This is a genomic window from Ensifer sp. EB106-03-01-XG145, assembly GCF_058792075.1.
Genome location: NZ_JBYTEC010000006.1, coordinates 72,190 through 89,699, shown reverse-complemented (window position 1 = coordinate 89,699; position 17,510 = coordinate 72,190). Strand labels below are relative to the sequence as shown.

Annotated in this window: 19 protein-coding genes and 1 pseudogene; 7 read left to right on the top strand and 13 right to left on the bottom strand. The window is 62.4% G+C overall.

Annotated features, from left to right (window positions below; all coding sequences use genetic code 11):
• Positions 1-49: 49 nt before the first annotated feature.
• On the bottom strand, positions 50-235 hold the full coding sequence (locus tag AC3WWH_RS16590) for a DUF1059 domain-containing protein (protein WP_057253104.1): 186 nt from the start codon (positions 233-235) through the stop codon (positions 50-52).
• Between the two features lie 195 nt (positions 236-430).
• Between AC3WWH_RS16590 and AC3WWH_RS16585 the strand changes: the two genes are divergently transcribed.
• A complete protein-coding gene (locus tag AC3WWH_RS16585; RefSeq protein WP_057253106.1) occupies positions 431-973 on the top strand; it encodes an adenine phosphoribosyltransferase in 543 nt (180 codons plus the stop codon).
• Between the two features lie 73 nt (positions 974-1,046).
• Here the strand turns inward: AC3WWH_RS16585 and AC3WWH_RS16580 are convergent, their stop codons facing one another.
• From AC3WWH_RS16580 to AC3WWH_RS16570, 3 genes are all read right to left on the bottom strand, one after another.
• Entirely contained in the window at positions 1,047-1,259 is a 213-nt protein-coding gene (locus AC3WWH_RS16580; protein WP_057253108.1) for a hypothetical protein, read from the bottom strand.
• A gap of 154 nt (positions 1,260-1,413) precedes the next feature.
• A complete protein-coding gene (locus AC3WWH_RS16575; RefSeq protein ID WP_082640694.1) occupies positions 1,414-1,884 on the bottom strand; it encodes a MaoC family dehydratase in 471 nt (156 codons plus the stop codon).
• The gene (locus AC3WWH_RS16570) at positions 1,884-2,336 is read right to left on the bottom strand and encodes a MaoC family dehydratase (RefSeq protein ID WP_058321135.1); all 453 of its coding nucleotides are present in this window, start codon (positions 2,334-2,336) and stop codon (positions 1,884-1,886) included. The genes AC3WWH_RS16575 and AC3WWH_RS16570 overlap by 1 nt, the downstream gene beginning before the upstream one ends.
• A gap of 182 nt (positions 2,337-2,518) precedes the next feature.
• On the opposite strand from AC3WWH_RS16570, the gene AC3WWH_RS16565 reads away from it, so the two are divergent.
• A complete protein-coding gene (locus tag AC3WWH_RS16565) occupies positions 2,519-3,625 on the top strand; it encodes a hypothetical protein (protein WP_063891432.1) in 1,107 nt (368 codons plus the stop codon).
• Positions 3,626-3,715: 90 nt separating this feature from the next.
• Here the strand turns inward: AC3WWH_RS16565 and ychF are convergent, their stop codons facing one another.
• Entirely contained in the window at positions 3,716-4,819 is a 1,104-nt protein-coding gene (gene ychF / locus AC3WWH_RS16560; RefSeq protein ID WP_057253112.1) for a redox-regulated ATPase YchF, read from the bottom strand.
• A 186-nt stretch (positions 4,820-5,005) separates the two neighbouring features.
• On the opposite strand from ychF, the gene AC3WWH_RS16555 reads away from it, so the two are divergent.
• Together AC3WWH_RS16555 and clpS are read left to right on the top strand one after the other, a co-directional pair.
• Positions 5,006-5,572: a hypothetical protein gene (locus AC3WWH_RS16555; protein WP_058321134.1), complete on the top strand. Its 567-nt coding sequence runs from the start codon at positions 5,006-5,008 to the stop codon at positions 5,570-5,572.
• 197 nt (positions 5,573-5,769) lie between these two features.
• Complete coding sequence (gene clpS / locus AC3WWH_RS16550) at positions 5,770-6,081, top strand: ATP-dependent Clp protease adapter ClpS (RefSeq protein ID WP_058321193.1); 312 nt, start codon at positions 5,770-5,772, stop codon at positions 6,079-6,081.
• Positions 6,082-6,119: 38 nt separating this feature from the next.
• On the opposite strand, the gene AC3WWH_RS16545 is transcribed toward clpS, so the two are convergent.
• The gene (locus tag AC3WWH_RS16545) at positions 6,120-6,422 is read right to left on the bottom strand and encodes a DUF6958 family protein (RefSeq protein WP_058321133.1); all 303 of its coding nucleotides are present in this window, start codon (positions 6,420-6,422) and stop codon (positions 6,120-6,122) included.
• Entirely contained in the window at positions 6,406-6,966 is a 561-nt protein-coding gene (locus AC3WWH_RS16540) for a GFA family protein (protein ID WP_058321132.1), read from the bottom strand. The genes AC3WWH_RS16545 and AC3WWH_RS16540 overlap by 17 nt, the downstream gene beginning before the upstream one ends.
• Before the next feature lie 120 nt (positions 6,967-7,086).
• Between AC3WWH_RS16540 and AC3WWH_RS16535 the strand changes: the two genes are divergently transcribed.
• On the top strand, positions 7,087-7,716 hold the full coding sequence (locus AC3WWH_RS16535; RefSeq protein WP_245299058.1) for a TetR/AcrR family transcriptional regulator: 630 nt from the start codon (positions 7,087-7,089) through the stop codon (positions 7,714-7,716).
• A 43-nt stretch (positions 7,717-7,759) separates the two neighbouring features.
• Here the strand turns inward: AC3WWH_RS16535 and AC3WWH_RS16530 are convergent.
• From AC3WWH_RS16530 to AC3WWH_RS16505, 6 genes and pseudogenes are all read right to left on the bottom strand, one after another.
• Positions 7,760-8,038: pseudogene (locus AC3WWH_RS16530) on the bottom strand (squalene cyclase); the annotation flags it as partial.
• A gap of 70 nt (positions 8,039-8,108) precedes the next feature.
• Positions 8,109-8,828, bottom strand: coding sequence for an aminoacyl-tRNA hydrolase (gene pth, locus AC3WWH_RS16525; RefSeq protein ID WP_058321191.1), 720 nt, complete (start codon positions 8,826-8,828; stop codon positions 8,109-8,111).
• A gap of 67 nt (positions 8,829-8,895) precedes the next feature.
• Positions 8,896-9,630, bottom strand: a complete 735-nt coding sequence (locus AC3WWH_RS16520; protein ID WP_058321131.1) for a substrate-binding periplasmic protein — start codon at positions 9,628-9,630, stop codon at positions 8,896-8,898.
• Between the two features lie 95 nt (positions 9,631-9,725).
• The gene (locus AC3WWH_RS16515) at positions 9,726-12,110 is read right to left on the bottom strand and encodes a putative bifunctional diguanylate cyclase/phosphodiesterase (protein ID WP_058321190.1); all 2,385 of its coding nucleotides are present in this window, start codon (positions 12,108-12,110) and stop codon (positions 9,726-9,728) included.
• A 260-nt stretch (positions 12,111-12,370) separates the two neighbouring features.
• Positions 12,371-12,979: a 50S ribosomal protein L25/general stress protein Ctc gene (locus AC3WWH_RS16510; RefSeq protein ID WP_058321130.1), complete on the bottom strand. Its 609-nt coding sequence runs from the start codon at positions 12,977-12,979 to the stop codon at positions 12,371-12,373.
• Between the two features lie 156 nt (positions 12,980-13,135).
• A complete protein-coding gene (locus AC3WWH_RS16505) occupies positions 13,136-14,317 on the bottom strand; it encodes a benzoate/H(+) symporter BenE family transporter (protein ID WP_058321129.1) in 1,182 nt (393 codons plus the stop codon).
• Between the two features lie 249 nt (positions 14,318-14,566).
• Here AC3WWH_RS16505 and AC3WWH_RS16500 point away from each other — a divergent pair, with 249 nt between their 5' ends.
• Both AC3WWH_RS16500 and adh read left to right on the top strand, forming a co-directional pair.
• Positions 14,567-15,523 (top strand): helix-turn-helix domain-containing protein, encoded by a 957-nt coding sequence (locus AC3WWH_RS16500; protein WP_058321128.1) that lies wholly within the window; start codon positions 14,567-14,569, stop codon positions 15,521-15,523.
• 373 nt (positions 15,524-15,896) lie between these two features.
• The gene (gene adh, locus AC3WWH_RS16495) at positions 15,897-17,405 is read left to right on the top strand and encodes an aldehyde dehydrogenase (RefSeq protein WP_058321127.1); all 1,509 of its coding nucleotides are present in this window, start codon (positions 15,897-15,899) and stop codon (positions 17,403-17,405) included.
• Positions 17,406-17,510 lie beyond the last annotated feature (105 nt).

Sequence of the window (17,510 nt, the reverse complement as noted above, 5' to 3'; positions counted from 1 at the left end):
CGGCTACCCCGCCTTGGCCGGACGGCTTTACGCCGCCTTGGCCGGACGGCTACGCCGCCTTGGATTCGTCGGTGATCCGGGCCTTGATGTTGTCGATCATGTTTTCGCGAATAACCGTCTCGCCGTGCGTTTCGCGCATGTGCTCGACGGCGCGGCGCACGATTTCGGCATCGTTGTCGGCGCGCGTGTGCCATTCGCAACCCGGGACGAGGGAACCGCATTCAAACAGGCGCATGGTGCTTCCTTCCCTGTCTAAAGTTTGATGCGAGAGCGCGGCGCGCCGGTCGGGCGACCGCACGATTAGAGTAGCATCAACCCCCAAGGGCGGCCAATTGTTCCCGCCGACGACGCGAGAAGAAACCGTTATAGACAAAGAGGCCGATGGTGTTATGGGTTTGCGGTAACAAGAGACGCAAAGGCCCTTTTGCCCATGACCACCGTTCAATCGGAACTGATCTCCGCCATCCGGAACATTCCTGATTATCCGAAGCCGGGCGTGATGTTTCGCGATATCACCACGCTGCTCGGCAATCCGCGCGCATTCCGCCGCGCGATCGATGAACTGGTGCATCCCTACGCCGGTACCAAGATCGACAAGATCGCCGGCATCGAAGCGCGCGGTTTCATCCTCGGTGGCGCGATTGCACACCAGCTTTCTTCCGGCTTCGTGCCGATCCGCAAGAAGGGCAAGTTGCCGCACGACACCGTGCGCATCGCCTACAGCCTGGAATACGGCGTCGACGAAATGGAAATGCACAAGGACGCGATCAAGCCGGGCGAGAAGGTGATCCTCGTCGACGATCTGATTGCGACCGGCGGGACGGCGGAAGCGGCCACCAAGCTTCTGAAGCAGATGGGCGCCGATATCGTCGCCGCCTGCTTCGTCATCGATCTCCCCGATCTCGGTGGACGCAAGAAGCTCGAAGCGCTCGGCGTCAATGTCCGCACGCTGATCGAATTCGAAGGCCACTGATCCTGACGGGCGATAGCGGCATTGCGGATCGAAATCCGCCCTGCCGTTCCGCACCGGATCATTTTCGATCGCTTCAGAGGCGATTGATCGTCCGCAACATCAGCTGAACTTCACGCTGTGTGGCGGGTGGCAGTGTCTCTACTTCCTTTTGCCAGAACTGTTCGGCTTCCGGAGGCTCGTCTTCCCAACTTCTGACGGATGTCTCGTTATCGTCGATCACGACACGGCGATGGCCGCCAAGACGCAGATAGGCGTCCGCAAGTTCACAGACATGGGTTTTTTCCATGGCCAACACTCCCGTTTCCTTGATGCAAGGCGGGCATCCCGCACGGGGTAAGTGACAGGCGGCACCGCGCTTTGTCTGGTGCTGATTTTACGCGCAAACCGCGCTGGAATTAAGATGTCTCTGGAGGTGCGTCGCCCGAAGGCGGCGCTCGTTGTTACACGAACTCGATCACCTTGCTCTCGAAGCGGATCACCGCCTCGCCGTGCTGGTTGTCGCCTTCGCACAGGATCGTGTTGATCCGCCAGCCGGGTTTCGAGGTGAGCGAGCGGCTTTCGAGGAAGGTCACGAAATAGGTGACCGTGTCTCCGGCATAGACCGGCTTCAACCATTTGAGATCGCGAAAGCCGGGCGAGGGGCCGAGGTTCGGCGCACGCAGACCCTCTGCGGCAAGCCGGCGCTGCTCGTTTCTCCAGAAGCGGACGAAGCATTGCATCCATCCGGCGCTGGTATGCCAGCCCGATGCGCAAAGCCCGCCGAACAGCGAATGCCGCGCCGCTTCCTCATCGAGATGAAAAGGCTGCGGGTCGAAGTCGCGGGCGAAGCGGATGATGTCTTCGGCCGTGAAGGTCAGGCTGCCGATGGCGGTCTTGGCCCTGGCGGCGTAAAATTCTTCCATCGTCATCATCAGGCTTGCCCCTTCTCGCGGCAGCGAAAGAGAACGGTGCATTCGGAGACCGCCACGGGCTCACCCGCCTGGTTGGTGATTTCGTTGCGGAATTTGACGATGCCGAGATCGGGCTTCGAATTCGACCGCCGCGCCTCGAGCACGAGGCTGAAGCCATTGAGGATATCGCCGGCGATGACCGGCTTCCTCCAGTCCATGAAGTCGATGCCGGGCGAGCCTTGAGACGTCGAATTGCCCATGAAGGCGTCGAGCATCATGCGCATGCCGACGGCACTGGTGTGCCAACCGGACGCGGCAAGGCCGCCAAGAATGCTGCGTTTTCCCGCTTCCTCGTCGAGATGCATCGGCTGCTGGTCGAACTCACTGGCGAAGGCGATCATCTCCGCCGGGTTCATCTCGACCGGCTTGTAGTCGAAACGCCGCCCTTCGGAAAAATCCTCGAAATACAGCATGCTTAAGTTGTCCCGTCTGATTTGCTGCCGTCTACCTACTGCATAATTTATCGAAGCGGAATCCATTTGAGCGGATCTGTTGCGAGGCAGCGCGGGCTGAATTTCCAGGTTGCGCATGCCGGACGTTCATGCAACCACCTGTCTGGCTGCCGCATCCGGTGGCGCTTGATCGAGGAGCATTCGTGACCGAACTGAACAGAGCGCTCGCAGGCGCTGCCGAAAAAGGGATCATCTCAGCGAACCAGGTGAGAGATCTGGAAGCCTATCTTGCCGACCGCGGCATGATCTTCGGGCCGACGGCGCCGGATGCCGCCGCGGAGCGACATGACGCTGCGCTTGATGCGCGTGCAGCCGAAGACAGCGAGCAGCCGCGGTTCGTGCGGGGATTTCACGATATCCTGATCACCATCGGCGTCATTGTCGTGCTGATCGGCCTTTGGGGTCTGGGTGGTCCGTTCGCAACGCTGCCGGTCATTCTCATCCTTGCCGAAATCCTGGTGCGGCGCCAGCGGCTGGCACTGCCGTCGGTGGCGCTGACGGTCGCGCTCGTGCACTGGGTCGGGACGACGTCACTGTTGTTCGTGAGCGAGCATGACGATGCCTGGAAGCCGCTTGTCTTTGCACTCGCCTACCTATCGGCGTTCCCGATCCCGCTGGGCCTGTTCTACTGGCGCTATCGTGTACCACTGGCGCTGGCCGGTCTGATGGTATCGATCGCACTCATCTGCGTGGTCGCGATCCTTCTTGCCCTCGAGAAGATCCTGGGGATCGACCTTGCCAACGAAGACCATTTCATGCTTCTCGCGCTCACCGTTCTTGTTGGAGCCCTGGGCCTTTTTGCGGCCGCCATGCGCTACGACGTTTCCGATCCACAGCGTGAGACCGCGCGCTCGGATACGGCATTCTGGCTGCACCTGGCCGCAGCACCTGCATTGCTCTACGCACTGATGGGCCTGGTTTTCCTGTCGAACGGTGGCAGCAGCTGGTGGGACGGCCAGGCCGGCTTCGGCCAGGCGGTTGCCGCGATCCTGATCGTCGCCGCTTTCATGCTGGTCGGGCTGATCATCGACCGCCGCGCCTTCGTCACCTCAGGGCTGTTGTCGCTGGGTGGTGCGATCTGGACGATGCTGAGCCAGACCGGCGCTTCGCTCGACAGCTACGTCTTCGTCGCCTTCGCGGCCGTCGGCGTCACTGTTCTGGTCATCGGCATCTTCTGGCAGAGGCTGCGCCGTATGGTCATGGGCCTGCTGCCGGAAACGATGACGGCGCGGTTGCATGCCGCGCCGTGATCTCTGAGCCTTGATGTGCGCTGCATTCAGATCGTCTCTGGCAGCGCGCTTTCTCATGCCTGATGCAGCGCAAAAGCGCTGCGACCGGCCTTACGTGTTGAAACGGAAGTGGATGACGTCGCCGTCCTGGACGACGTATTCCTTGCCTTCGTCGCGCGCCTTGCCGGCTTCCTTGGCGCCCACTTCGCCGCCGAGCGTGATGTAATCCTCGTAGGCGATCGTGTTGGCACGGATGAAACCGCGCTCGAAGTCAGTATGGATGACGCCGGCGGCCTGCGGTGCCTTGGTGCCGCGCTGGATCGTCCAGGCGCGGGTTTCCTTGGGGCCGACGGTGAAGTAGGTGATGAGGTCGAGCAGCTTGTAGCCGGCGCGGATCAGACGGTCGAGACCGGCTTCTTCGAGGCCGAGCGCGCTCAAGAACTCCTTGGATTCTTCTTCCGGCAGCTGTGCCACTTCGGATTCGATCGCCGCCGAGATCACGACGCTTTCCGCCCCTTGCGCCTTGGCCATTTCGGCAACCGCGCGGGTGTGTTCGTTGCCGTCGACCGCATCGCTTTCCGCGACGTTGCAGACGTAGAGCACCGGATGGGCGGTCAGGAGGTTGAGGCTCTGCAGAATGCGCAGCTCTTCGGCATCGAGCTTTGCAAGCAGCGTGCGTACCGGCTTGCCGTCCTGCAGCAGCTTCAGCGAGGCTTCCATGATCGGAAGCTGCGCCATGGAGTCCTTGTCCTTGCCGCCGGCGCGCTTGCGGGTCTGCTCGGTGCGGCGCTCGAGGCTGTCGAGGTCGGCGAGCATCAGCTCGGTCTCGATCGTCTCGGCATCGGCGACCGGGTGGATGCGGCCTTCGACGTGGGTGATGTCGTCATCCTCGAAGCAGCGCAGCACATGCACGACAGCATCCACTTCGCGGATGTTGGCGAGGAACTGGTTGCCGAGGCCTTCACCCTTCGACGCGCCACGCACGAGGCCGGCGATGTCGACGAAGGAGATGCGCGTCGGGATGATTTCCTTCGACTTGGCAATGTCGGCAAGCTTGCGCATGCGCGGGTCCGGCACCGCCACTTCGCCGGTGTTCGGCTCGATGGTGCAGAACGGGTAGTTGGCCGCCTGGGCGGCCGCCGTCTTGGTGAGTGCGTTGAAGAGCGTGGACTTGCCGACGTTCGGCAGCCCGACAATACCGCATTTGAAGCCCATGGGGTCTCGTCCGTATCCTTAAATTCCGTTGGCGTGGCTATGCGGGAAGGGCGCTTGCTGGTCAAGGGTGGACACCCCGTTCACGGTAAATAAGGGGCCTGCGCCGTTGAACGCGCGGTATTTGGGCCGCATATGCCCTCAGAAATCCGCCGGTCCCGTCGCGGCGAAAAATCTGAGGAGCCCACATTGATCGATCAGAAATTCATGTTCCCGCGCGTGCCGGTGGCCGTCGTCGATATCGGCGACACGCTCGAAGCCCTGCTGATCCGTTCCATGCTGGAGAGCCTTGGCGCCGTCGTCACGCTGCATCTGCCGGGGACACCCGGGGACTTCCTGACCTTGATCGCCGGCGGCGAGTTCGTGCATCAGCATCTGGTCATCTGCGGTCACGGCGACAAAAATGGTTTCGTCTTCGGCGAGTATTGCGAAGGCATCGACACATCGATGCTGGTCGACGGTAGCCTGCCGCCTTCAGTTGTTGCCGAGCATGCCAGGCTCGACGGCAAGATCGTTCTCAGCACCTGCTGCGAGACCGGCGGAAAGGCATATGGCGATGCCTTTGTCGGGACGGGTGGCGCAGCCCTCTACGTCGCCCCAGATGGTTCGCCCGAAGGGGCCGATGCGCCGCTCTTCGTACATTGCTTCTATCACGCGCTTCTTGCTAGGCAGCAGCCGCCCGAGGCGGCACTGGAGCACGCCCGCTCCTACGACGAGGCGGCGTCGATGTTCGTCGGCCACTGGCCGGCCAGCTGACCGACGGTGACCGCCGCCCCTGCTTTTGCTTGATCGGTGCGCCCGCCCGTAGGATAGTGCGTGCGCATACGGCGCCGCACGTCTCTTGAGACGCACTAAGGTCGCTGTAACATTTAGATCTGTTTCACGATTTTGTCCCTAAATCGGTTCTGGTTTAAGGAATTTCCGTTCTTTCTGTCATCAACGGGGTGGTTCCGATGAGTGACAACGAGGTTGCCAGAAAAGTCAAAGTGAAGGTCAGGCCGAAGCTCGAACGGCCGAAGCTTTACAAGGTCATGTTGCTCAATGACGATTACACGCCGCGCGAGTTCGTCGTCGGCGTGCTCAAGGCCGTGTTCCATATGAGCGAGGAGGCCGGCTACCGCGTGATGATGACGGCGCACAAGATGGGCACCTCGGTGGTCGTCGTCTGTGTGCGCGACATTGCGGAAACCAAGGCCAAAGCGGCGACCGATCTTGCCAAGGAAGCGGGTTTTCCGCTGCTCTTCACCACCGAACCCGAGGAATAGCGGTCGGCACGAAGGATGGCGGGGGTCGCCGGTTCGCTTTATGCTTTCTTATGTAGACGAAGCGGCTTGCTTGCTTCCCGCTTGATCGTACCCTTGGCTTCGAGATCGAGCTGAACCGCCTTCAGCCACCAGCCGGCCTTTGCACCCTCGGGGAAAAGGTCCTGCGGCAACAACGGCAATAGCCGCTCCTTCGCTTCCGCGACGGTCAGCCCCGGTGCGGCCGGCGGAAGGACCGCGAGCAGGGCTTCGCGCATTGCCTCGTATTTTACCCGGTCGACACGGTATTTATGGCCGGGAGAGACGATGTTTTCGATCTCGATCTTCTCAGCCTGAGATGCCATTGGCCTCACCTTTCACATAGTCGATCCTGGGCGCCTTGAATCCCATGGCCGCCCAGGCGGTCAAAAGCCGCCACATGAAGCGGCCCGAATGCGTCTTGTAACTCGGCAGTGTGTCGTTGAGCTCGACGCCTGCCTTGCGATCTTTCGTCATGGTCCGCATTTCGAGCGGCGGCTGTTCGTCCGGGGCGAAACGCTGATTGTAGACGCTCAACCAGTGGCCGCCTTTGAATTCGAGGAACATGGCGGCGTTGCAGCAACTCGCGATCACCCTTCGCGTCGGCGCCTCGGGTGTCAACCGATGCTCGCGCAAAAGCTCGCTGCCCCTGATGCAGCGGATCCTGTCTTTCCGGTAGAGCGCGAAGCGCGTCGAGCCGTCGGCTTCCAGCACAGGCGAGGCTTCGGGCAGGGCCTCGAAGCGCTCGCCGGCGGTGCGGCAGCTGGTGCAATAGCAGGCGGCGCCGACGATCGGTTCGCCGACGGCTTCAAAGGCAACCAGCCCGCAGCGGCAGGCGGCAATTCGATTTCTTGCTTGTGGTTTCACCATGGCCCTCTCCCGACATCGTCTCACTAACTAGACTGTACCGTCCAGTTTGATTTGTCAATCCGACTGGCCTATCGTGTGGGGCAGATGATTTGTGACGTGCAGCAAGGCGGAGGGGCAGGATTGAGCAACGGCGCAAAGACGCGCATGGAACGCACCCGCAAGGGGATCGTGGCGGCAGCAAGCGATCTCTTCCTGAAACACGGCTTTCTCGGCACCAACATGGATGAGATCGCGGCGACGGCGGAAGTGTCGAAGCAGACCGTCTATTCCCATTTCCAGAGCAAAGAGGCGCTGTTTCTGGAAGTCGTGCGCAGCATGACGGGCGGGGCAGGCGATGAGTTCCAGGAGCAGGTCGCCGATCCTGACGGCGATGAGCCAATCGAAGAATTTCTGCTCGACTATGCCACCCAGTTGTTGGCGATCGTGATGACGCCGCGGCTTATGCAGGTGCGACGCCTGGTGATTGCCGAGGTCGAGCGCTTTCCGCAGCTTGGCGAAGCCCTGCACGAGCGCGGACCCATGCGCTCGATCAGGCGGCTTGCCGTCGCCTTCAAGCGCTATAGCGAGAAGGGCGACATCCGGGTGAGGGATGTGCAGGTCGCTGGCGGCTTCTTCAACTGGCTCGTCATGGGTGGACCGGTAAATGATGCCATGCTGCTCGGCGACGGCGCCATTCCGGCGCCTGACGTCTTGCAGGCCCATGCGGCCGAGGCGGTGCGGATCTTTCTGGCAGCGCACAGAGCCGCCTAGGCGTTCGGGTCTCTTTCAGGTTCGCGGCTATCCGTTTGATGCGGAAGAAGTCAAGCTGCGACAGCGAAAAGCACGTGGCCGTCCAGGGCTGACCGCGCTCGGACCACTCGCGCGCGTCAAAACCAGCCGGAATAAAGGCGCCGCCCGCCCATTGGCCGTCGTCGTCCTGATGCGAAAGCAGTCTGGCGCCCCAGCCTTCGGTCTCCACCTTGGCTCGCTCGGCCCTCCACACAGGTTCCGGGGCATCCAGCAGGTCACGCATCACTTGCCAGCGGATCGAAGGATCCGAAGCGAGAAGCCAGTCAATCACCGGGTGGCTCATAGGGCGTGCTCCAGGCCGGTCTTCAAAGCCGACCTGAGCGAAAACTAGCGCTCGCTCCGGAAACGGGAAGCTAGTCGCCCTTCGAACCGAACATCTTCTTCAGCATGTCGGCCATCGGGCCGGTTGCCGGCAGCTTCTTTGGCTGGGCGGAATTGCGCGCCTGGTGGATGTGCGATTGCGCGCCCTGCTTCTTTGGGGTTTCGGGCTTGTCCGCTTCCGGTTTGCCGCCGGTCGCGAGCGCGATCTTGTTCAGAAGCTGGGAATCCTCGCCGCGCACCAGCATGTCGGCATTGTCGGCGATGGCGTCGAGCAGCGGTATCAGCCAGGCTTGGTCGGCCTTGGCGAAATCGCCGAGAACGTGGGCGTGAACGAGGTCCTTGACGCCGGGATGGCCGATGCCCAGGCGCAGGCGGCGATACTCCTTGCCGCAATGGGCATCGATCGACTTGATGCCGTTGTGGCCGCCATGGCCGCCGCCGACCTTGAGCCGCGCCTTGGCGGCCGGCAGGTCGAGTTCGTCATAGATGACGGTAATATCCTTCGGCTGCAGCTTGTAGAAGCGCATGGCCTCGCCGACCGCTTCGCCTGAGAGGTTCATGAAGGTCTGCGGCTTCATCAGGAGCACGCGTTCGCCGGCGATCTCGCCTTCGGCGATCTCGGCCTTGAACTTCTTCGACCAGGAGGAAAAGCTGTGCCGGCGGTGAATGACGTCGACCGCCATGAAGCCGATATTGTGCCGGTTGGTGGCGTATTTCGAACCTGGATTGCCAAGCCCTACGATGATCAGCATGTCGTCACGCGTCGATGATTTCGGGGTGGGGCCATCCAAAATCATCGTGCCCGGGGGAAGTCAACGCTTATTTCTCGGCGCGCAGGCTGGCATTCGGCGTGAGGCCGTAGTGCTTGAAGATTTCGTCCTGGGTGCCGTTGCCGACCAGCCGGTCCAGTTCGCGCTGCATCGCGGCGACGGTTGCCCGCGATACATCGCGGTGGCAGGCGATGCCGTAGAGCTTGCCTTCAAGCACCAGCGCCGCCTCGACCGGTTTGCCCTCGGCGCGCATGCTCTGGAAGGTTTTCTCTGACGTCATCAGCAGATCGACGCGTCCGGCGATCAGCTTCTTCACGCTCGAATCGAGGTTTGCGGCATAGTCGATCTTCGGGAAGTCGTGGTCCCTGAGATAGGTTGCGGAAAAATCCTCGCGCTGGGTGCCTACGGTGTACTGACGTGCTGCTTCCAGCGAAGCCGGTGCTATGTTTGAGCCGGCGTGGCGAACCATAACCATATGATCGACCAGCAGAGGTTCGACCCATAGAAACTTCTTGTCGCGTTCGGCGTCGTGGCCGGTGGTGAAAACGCAATAGGCAGGATCGGTTTCGGCCAGCATGAAAGCCCGCGCCCAGGGCAGAACCTCGATCGTGTAAGGCTGCTTCAGCCGCTCCATGATCCGCTTGACCTGGTCTACCGCAGCACCGCTCGGACCGTTCTCGGTCGAAAAATTGTAAGGGGGGTACTCCTCGGTGACGAACTTGATCGTCTGTGCCTCAGCGGTCGTGAAGAGACCGAGGAAAAATATTGGGATCAGCGCCTTCACGTGCTTTCCTCCTTTTGCTGCATGCCTTGCGGTATCCGCGCAGTGCTGCCGCGTCCCGAACCTCCATCGGAGAGCGTGACCGCTGGCAGCGAACATCATGCCCGCCTGTCTGCCACCGCCGCCGTCTTTGCCTCCGAGTCGCTTTCCAGCATCTTCAGCATGCTGTCGATCTGCATCGGCCGGCTGAAGAGATAGCCCTGGCCGCAATCGACACCCAGCTTGCGCAGCAGCTGCCACTGCTCCTTCGTCTCGATGCCTTCGGCAACGACGGTGCAGCCCATCTGGTGCGAGATCGTGCGGATGCCCTTGATCAGCATGCGGCTCTTGCGGCGGATGTCGGCGGTGCCGGAACTCAGCGAACGGGTGAAGGACTGGTCGACCTTGACGATATCGACCGGGAAACGGTTGAGGTAGCTCAGCGATGAATAGCCGGTGCCGAAATCGTCGAGCGCGATGCGGCAGCCGAATTCGTTGAGTTGCTTCAGCACCGCGTGCACTTCCGGATTGTCGAGCATGAGGACGGCTTCGGTGATCTCGACGACGATCCGGCTTGGCGAAATATGGTGCTTCAGGAGCAGTGCGGCGAGCTTGTGCGGCAGCGTCAGCTCGAATTGCAGCGGCGAGAAATTGACGGCTAGGTAGGTGTTCTGCGTGCCGTCCAGCTCGGAGATCGCAGCCAGATGGCGGATCGCCTTTTCGAGGATGTGGTCGCCTATGCGGGCGATCGTGCCGGTTTCCTCGGCAATGCCGATGATCTTGCCGGGCGGCATCAGGCCCTTTTCCGGGTGGTTGAGGCGCATCAGCGCCTCGAAGCCGGCGATCTGTCCGTCGGCAAGGCTGACGATCGGCTGCAGCCAGGCCTCGAAGTGGTCGTCCTTCAGCCCAGCCTCGATGCACTGTTCGATCTCATGGCGCTCGCGGGAAGCGTCGAGCATGCTGGCGTCAAACAGCTGCAGGCCGTTCTTGCCATCGTGCTTGCGCGCATACATGGCCATATCCGCCTTGAGCAGGAGGTCGGAGGCGTTTTCCGCATGGGCCGGGTAGACCGAGATGCCGACGCTGGCGCTGACGAGCAGTTCGTTGCCGGCAATCGGCATCGGCTCGCGCAGTGCCGAAACGATGCGTTCGCCGATCTCGCTTGCGAGCGCAGCCGCGTCCCGGTCGGAAATCAGGATGGCGAATTCGTCTCCGCCGAGGCGGGCCATGATGTCGCCGGGGCTCAGCGCGTCACGGATGAGCTCGACCGTGTGGCGCAACACTTCGTCGCCGGCCGCGTGGCCGAAATTGTCGTTGATCCACTTGAAGCGGTCGAGATCGATGAACAGGCAGCCAAGCTGCATGCCGCATTCGTCGGCCTGCCGGATCGCGTCATCGAGTGCCCCTTCGAACCCCTGGCGGTTGAGCAGGCCGGTGAGGTGGTCGGTGATCGCCTGGGTGTGGTTGCGGCTTTCCGCCTGCTTCAGCGCCGTGACATCGGTCATGACGGAGAGCGACAGGCTGCCTTCACCGGTCGCCTTCGTCTCCTGGATCAGCACCGTCATCAGCTCGCTATCCGTCTTGCGGAAAGGAACGGTGACCTCCCGGATCTCATGGTCGCCGACCGCGATCGTTTTGGCATGGCTGCGATAGGTTTCGTGCCAGTGCTGATCGATGAAATCGACGAAGTCGCGGCCGATGACGTCGTCCCGATCGTAACCGGTCGCCAGCAGCCAGTAGTCGCTGACGGCGAGCAGGCGTCCGTCGACGTCGAGCGAGAACAGCATCGCGGGCGTCAGGTTGTAGATATCGGTGACGCGTTCGTGCGCATTCTTCAGTTCGGTCTCTTCGCGCTCGAGCCGGTCCTGCATCTCGTTGAAATTGGCGGCAAGCGCGCCCATTTCGTCGTCGGAGGTCCAGTCGACCCGGTGGCGTGAGCCGAGCCGGCGCGTCGCCTCGATCGCCGCTGTCAGGCGCATCAGCGGGCGCATCACCGTGAAGCGATTGCCGACGAGGGCTGCGGCGAAGACGATTGCGACGGCGAAGAGCAGGATGGCGAGGATCGCCAGCTCGTCCTTGCTGAATTGCGACAGAAGGCCGGGCGTCGGCACTCTCACCTCGATGCGACCGATCTCCTTCATCCCATCCATGGACTGATAGGAAATGGGCAGGCTGAGGATCCGGTCCTTGGTGCCGGGCACAGCGCCGCCGAGCGGCATCTGGGCGAGGATCGAGCCGGTCTGGTCGCGGACGGTGACAGAGAGAATCTCGGTGCCGTTTATCAGCGATCGGGCGATGTGCTTGATGCCGTCGCTGTCGAAGTCCCAGATGGGTTTGCCCAGCGCCTCGGCGCTTGCGGCCATCAGCAGCTCGATGTTGTGAATCCGCTCGCGTGCGATGCGGTCGCTGGAGATACTCAGGAAGAGAACGAGCAGAGGGGCAATGAAAACGAGCATTGCGCCACAGACAATCGCAATAAATCGGTTCTCCACGGAATGCATCATCGGATGCACGCCTTGGAAGGTGCTGCCACGCATTTCATTTCGGATTCTCTTCAGTCTGAGCCCCAGTTTCCCCGACAGAAGAACATCATCAAAACCTTAAATGTTGCTGAAATCGCTTCGTGATAAATGATGAGACGCGATGCCGGCGCTGTGTGGCGAGAGGCCTGTGGACCAATGCAAAAAGCCCGCCCCAAACGAATGGGACGGGCTCTCGATGAAGTGCAGCGGGACTGGCTTTTCGCCAGTCACCCAAAAGCCAATCAGGCTTCTGCTTCGCCTTCGGCTTCTTCCTTCACGCCACCGGCCGGAGCAACGATCGTTGCAATGGTGAAGTCGCGGTCGGTGATAACCGGGGTCGCGCCCTTCGGCAGCTTGATGTTGGAAATGTGAACGGCGTCGCCGACCTTGAGGCCGGAGAGATCGACGCTCAGGAATTCCGGAATGTCGTTGGCCGAAACGTTGAGTTCGACTTCGTGGCGAACGATGTTCAGAACGCCGCCAGCCTTCAGGCCCGGGGACTTCTCTTCGTTTTCGAAGTGAACCGGAACTTCAACGGTAACCTGGCTGTCCTTGGAGACGCGCAGGAAGTCGACATGCATGGTGAAGTCACGGACCGGATCCAGCTGGTAGTCCTTCGGCAGGACGCGGATCTTTTCGCCGTTGACGTCGATGACCGCGACGGTGGTCATGAAACCGCCGGCGTGGATCTTCATCGTCACTTCCTTGGTGGAGAGTGCGATGGAAACGGGGGCCTGCTTGTCACCGTAGATGACAGCCGGGATAAGACCGTTGCGACGAAGTTCACGGGAGGACCCCTTACCAACCCGTTCGCGCGTCTCGGCCTTGAGCTCGTAAGTTGCGTGGCTCATGGGTAGACCTTTCTATGTCTAAATCTGGAGAGCTCATCCGACATGGCGGATGAACCGAAGCCACATGGGCTTCATCCGCGTTGCCTCCAAGGGTGTCTACGCGGACGGGGCGGTGCATAGACGAGATCGGCTTGAAATGCAAGCTTTGCCGCGGGTTCAGGCCTTTTTCTGGGTAAGACGCGCAAGCGCCAGCATCAGCCCACCGGCAATCAGACCCCAGAAGGCCCCGGAAACACCGGCGAAACTGACGCCCGATGCCGTCACCAGAAAGGTGATGGCGGCCGCCTCGCGTGTCTTTGCCTCGGTGAAGGCGGCCATGGCGGAACTGGCGAAGGCGCCGACGAGCGCGAGGCCGGCCACCGCCTCGATCAGGATGGAAGGCGCAAGGCTGACGAAGGTGGTGACGGCGCCGGCAAGCAGCCCGAAGAGAATGTAGAAGGCGCCGGCATTGATCGCCGACCAGTAGCGTCGGTTGCGATCGGGATGAGAATCGCTGCCGGCGCACATGGCGGCGGTGATCGCCGCCAGATTGACCGCGTGGCCGCCGAACGGCGCGCTCAGCATGGAAAAGAGGCCGGTGGTCGCAAACAGCGGCCCGGGGGCGGGGTGATAGTCGTTGACCTTCAACACCGCGATGCCGGGGATGTTCTGCGAGGCCATGGTGACGATGAAGAGCGGCAGCGCAATGCTGACCATGGCTGCGACATTGAACTGTGGGGTCACGAACTCGACGATCGGCACCAGCGCCGAGGACAGGGTAGAGAAGGCGCCCGCCGGGACTTCGACGCCGAAGGCGATGACGAGTACGAAAGCGACGAGCGCGGCCGGCACCGCATAGAGCTTGTTGACGCTGCCGACGACCGCCCAGGCGATGAGGATCGGCAAGCCGAGAAGCGGATTGAAGGCGATCGCCTTGACCGGCGCGAAGCAGAGGCTGAGCAACACCCCCGCGAGCATGGCATTGGCGAGCGGGGCAGGAATGCCCGAAACCAGGCGGCCGAGCGGTTTCCAGAGGCCGGCGACGACGACGAGCAGCCCACAGACGAGGAAGGCGCCGACGGCAGCGTTGAAGCCGCCTTCGACGACGCCGGCGCTCGCGAGCAGTGCGGCACCCGGCGTCGACCAGGCGATGCTGACCGGCAGCCGCGTGATGGCGCTGATGACAATCGCGCAGACGCCCATGGAGATCGACAACGCCATCAGCCCGGAGGCAGCCTGTGCTTCGCTGGCGCCGACTCCGGTCAGGCCGTGCAACACGACGGCGAAGGAACTGGCGAAGCCGACGAAGGCGATCAGCAGGCCCATGAAGAGGCTCTGGGGCGAGAAGTCACGAAACATGGCGGCAACCGGCTGTTGTGGGGGTGAGTCGCGGCGATCTGATCCTTTCGCGTATCACATTCGGGCGCGCTGTCGATATCGGCCGCGTGATGCACCGATCAAACTCGCTGAGGGGGGCTGACCCTCGAACCTTCGTCTGGCTGGACCTTTGCGGAGATCGTTGGCTATAGTGCCGCCCAAGCAGGTGCGCCGTTTGGGAGATCGGTCGCATCCGCCTTCCGCCGGTCGACGCTTTCAGGGAGGAAGCCGATGCCTGCCGTCAGGGATCATTCGGAACTTGTCTATCGGGTCGCGCACCAGTCTTCGGCGGCGGCGAGCTCATCGGTGGCCGCGTCGTGGCGGCGCTGCATGACCCTGCATAAGCTTGCTCCGGAGGAAGCCCGTACGCCGCTTCGGCTGTCGGACAGCGAGTTTCGCTCCGTCCGCGAGCGCTCCGGTGAGCTGCTGGCGGAGGCCGGCATCGAACTCGACCGGTTGTTTGCGACCGTCGGCAGGGCCGGCTGCTGCCTGCTCCTCACCGACAATGACGGCGTGGCGCTCGAGCGGCGCGGAGCGGTCGGCGACGATGCTGAATTCCGCGGCGTCGGGCTCTGGTCGGGAACGGTCTGGAGCGAGGCGAGCGTGGGCACCAACGGCATCGGCACGGCGATCGCCGATGAGCGCGCCGTCGTCATCCAGCGCGATCAGCATTTCCTGAGCAGCAATATCGGCTTGAGCTGCGCGACCGCGCCGATCCGCGATCATCGCGGGCGGTTGGCGGCGGCAATCGACATTTCCACCTGCCGTGGCGATGCCTCCGAGATCACCATGTCGATCCTGTCGCAGGCGGTTCGTGACGCCGCCGCGCGCATCGAGGCCGGCCTTTTCCGTCGTGCCTTTGCCGGTGCGCGCATCGTGCTGGTGCCAGTGGATCGAGCCGGACCGGCGCTCCTTGCCGTCGACCGCGACGACCTCGTGCTCGGTGCAACGCGTGCCGCACGGCAATGGCTCGACCTCGACGACCGGCGCATCGCCGCCGGGGTTCCGGCCTCCGACCTTCTTCGAGAGGACACGTCAGGCGATGCCGCCGAGCTTCCCGATGCGGAGCGCGCGGCGCTCCGGCGTGTTCTTTCCCGTGCCAGCGGCAACGTCTCCATGGCGGCCGAGCTGCTCGGCATCAGCCGCGCCACCCTTTACCGCAAGATGAAGCGGCTCCAGGTCAACTGATCTTCCTACCCATCTGAAGGCTGCCCCTCACCCTAACCCTCTCCCCGCAGACGGGGAGAGGGGACGTGGCCCCGAGCGGTCTTTGCGATTGTGGTGGCCCTGATCCTTGGGGGAATGGGGAGCATGCCGCTTGCCCCTTCTCCCCGTGACGACGGCGAGAAGGTCCCGGCAGGGGGATGAGGGGCAAACGCGGGCTGAAGCAACCGCAGACTTGCCGCCCAGTTTGCTGCACTGCAGCACGGGATCCAAGCCTACCTGTCTCAATTCTGAAACACATCGCGTCACTGGTGCTTGCGCCTCACTATCGAAGACGCACGTTCAGTCGCACCTTCCTTCTCACAGCCCCGTTGCTGGTTCTCAGGGAGGAAAGACCATGTTGCATCAGAAGATCGTCGAAAGCCCGTTCAGGCAGAAATACGGCAACTTCATCGGCGGCGAATGGCGCGAGCCGGTGGCCGGGCGCTATTTCGACAATACGACGCCGGTGACCGGCGGCGTGCTGTGTCAGGTGGCGCGCTCGGATGCCGCTGACATCGAGCTTGCGCTCGACGCCGCCCACGCGGCCCGCGAAAAATGGGGCCGGGCGTCGGCCGCCGAGCGCTCCAACATCCTGATGAAGATCGCCGGCCGCATGGAGGACAATCTCGAACTCCTGGCGCGGGCCGAAACCTTCGACAACGGCAAGCCGATCCGCGAGACCATGGCGGCCGACATTCCGCTTGCCATCGACCATTTCCGCTACTTCGCCGCCTGCATCCGCGCGCAGGAAGGCTCGATCGGCGAGATCGACCACGACACGGTCGCCTATCACTTCCACGAACCGCTCGGCGTCGTCGGCCAGATCATCCCGTGGAATTTCCCGATCCTGATGGCGGCCTGGAAACTGGCTCCGGCGCTTGCCGCCGGCAATTGCGTCGTCCTGAAGCCGGCCGAGCAGACGCCGGCCTCGATCCTCGTCTGGGCGGAGCTGATCGGCGATCTCTTGCCGGCAGGCGTGCTCAACATCGTCAACGGCTTCGGCCTTGAAGCCGGCAAGCCGCTCGCTACCAGCCCGCGCATCGCCAAGATCGCCTTTACTGGCGAAACGACGACCGGTCGGCTGATCATGCAATATGCCAGCCAGAACCTCATTCCGGTGACGCTGGAACTCGGCGGCAAATCGCCGAACATCTTCTTTGCCGACGTTTTGGCCGAGGATGACGATTACTTCGACAAGGCGCTCGAAGGCTTTGCCATGTTCGCGCTGAACCAGGGCGAAGTCTGCACCTGCCCGAGCCGTGCGCTGGTGCAGGAGAGCATCTATGACCGCTTCATGGAGCGGGCGGTGAAACGCGTCGAGGCGATCCGCCAGGGCAATCCGCTCGACAGCGCCACGATGATCGGCGCACAGGCCTCCAGCGAACAGCTCGAAAAGATTCTCTCCTACATCGACATCGGCAAACAGGAAGGCGCCGAAGTGCTCACCGGCGGTGGCCGCAACGTGCTCGAAGGCGAACTGTCGGAAGGCTTCTACGTCAAGCCGACAGTTTTCCGCGGGCACAACAAGATGCGGATCTTCCAGGAGGAAATCTTCGGACCCGTCGTTTCGGTCACCACCTTCAAGACCGAGGCGGAAGCGCTGGAGATCGCCAACGACACGCTCTACGGCCTCGGTGCCGGCGTCTGGAGCCGCGATGCCAACCGTTGCTACCGCTTCGGTCGTGAAATCCAGGCCGGCCGCGTCTGGACCAATTGTTACCACGCCTATCCCGCCCATGCGGCCTTCGGCGGCTACAAGCAGTCCGGCATCGGCCGCGAGACCCACAAGATGATGCTCGATCACTACCAGCAGACGAAGAACATGCTGGTGAGCTACAGCCCGAAGGCGCTCGGCTTCTTCTGATCGGGCCCTGCCTTCCCCGCCGCCGGGGAAGGCAACACGAGCGTGAGGGAAGGCAATCTCCTTCTTTCCTCCAGCTCGACCGGCGGCTGAGGTGTGCTCTCCACC